Origin of the sequence: Nocardia sp. NPDC059195, assembly GCF_042754695.1 — a bacterium.
Lineage (GTDB): Bacteria > Actinomycetota > Actinomycetes > Mycobacteriales > Mycobacteriaceae > Nocardia.
In genome coordinates, this window is the sequence record NZ_JBHZBG010000071.1 from 1 (window position 1) to 1,334 (window position 1,334).

Sequence of the window (1,334 nt, forward strand, 5' to 3'; positions counted from 1 at the left end):
GGGCCTTGACCCCGGAAACTGGACACGGGGGTTTGTGATTACGCGGCTTGAGCCATGTTATCGGGCGCGTGAGCGGATTCGTAGTCGGCAGGGCTGAGATACCCGCAGTAGGAGTGCCTTCGTCGAGTGTTGTAGCGGGTGATCCACCGGAACACCGCCAACCGCGCCGCCCGCGGTGATTCCCACCGGGCAGCGCCTTGCAGCGTCTCGCGTTTCAGGGTCGCGTTGAACGATTCCGCGAGGGCATTATCTGCGCTCGAGCCCACCGCTCCCGTCGATTGGGTGACACCCAGTGTCGTGCAGAGTGTCGCGAAATCCTTTGCGGTGTACTGACTTCCGTGGTCTGCATGGAAGATCGATCCAGCGAGGCTGCCGCGGGTCGCAGCGGCAGCGGCCAGGGCGTTTTCGACGAGTTCGGTGCGCATGTGGTCAGCGATCGACCACCCGACCAGGCGGCGGGAGAAGCAGTCGATCACCGTGGCCAAATACAAGAACTCGCCGTCTCCGCAGGGCAGATAGGTGATGTCACCGACGTATTTGGTATTCGGCGCGTTCGCGGTGAAATCCCGGCGCACCAGGTCAGCGGCCGGGGTGTCGGCAGGCTCGGGCACCGTGGTGCGGTGCCTGCGGCGAAGCCGTAAACCCTCGATGTTGTTCTCGCGCATGATCCTTGCGATCCGTTTGTGGTTGATCCGCTGCCCGGCGGGTGCGCCGGCGTTGAGTTCAGCGGTGATCCTGGGCCGCCCGCAGGTGTTGTCCTGGTCGTGGACGGCACGGATCTTGGTGGCGAGATCAGCATCGGCGTCGGCACGGGCGGCTCGTTTGTCGGCGGCACCGATCCACGCGTAGTACGAGGACCGGGCGACTTCGGCGACCTGGCATAACCGCTTCACCTCGAAGGTGTGAGAGTGGTCGGCGACGAACTGGAAGCGGGTCACCAGCGCGTCTCCCCGGCGAAATATTTGGCCGCCGATCGCAGGATGTCGCGCTCGGTCTCGAGCTTTGTCTTCTCGGCCTTGACCTGGGCGAGCTCTGCCCGCAGGCGGGCGGCTTCTTGCTCGGGGGTTTCATCGCTGGCGGGCCCGGGCACCGACGTTGTTCGGGGTTTACGGATCGGGACGCCGGCGTTTTTGAGCCACGCGGTCAGCGAGCCGTGGGAAATGCCGAGGTCGGTGGCGATCCCGGCCACGGTCGCGCCAGCGGTGTCGCGGTAGAGCGCGACCGCGTCGCGGCGGAACTCGTCGGTGTAGTTCTTCTTGGGCATCGGGTAGATCTTCTCGCTTTTCTGGTCTGAGACCAAGATCAAGCGTGTCCATCACCCGGGGTCAAGGCCC

Annotated in this window: 1 protein-coding gene; it reads right to left on the reverse strand. The window is 64.8% G+C overall.

What is annotated here, in order from left to right:
• Window positions 1–38: 38 nt before the first annotated feature.
• Window positions 39–1,264 (reverse strand): IS3 family transposase gene (locus tag ACFXKN_RS33470; protein ID WP_378974779.1). Its coding sequence is split into 2 segments (ribosomal slippage): window positions 39–955 and window positions 955–1,264, totalling 1,227 coding nucleotides; the frame shifts between segments, so codons are not numbered across the junction.
• Window positions 1,265–1,334 lie beyond the last annotated feature (70 nt).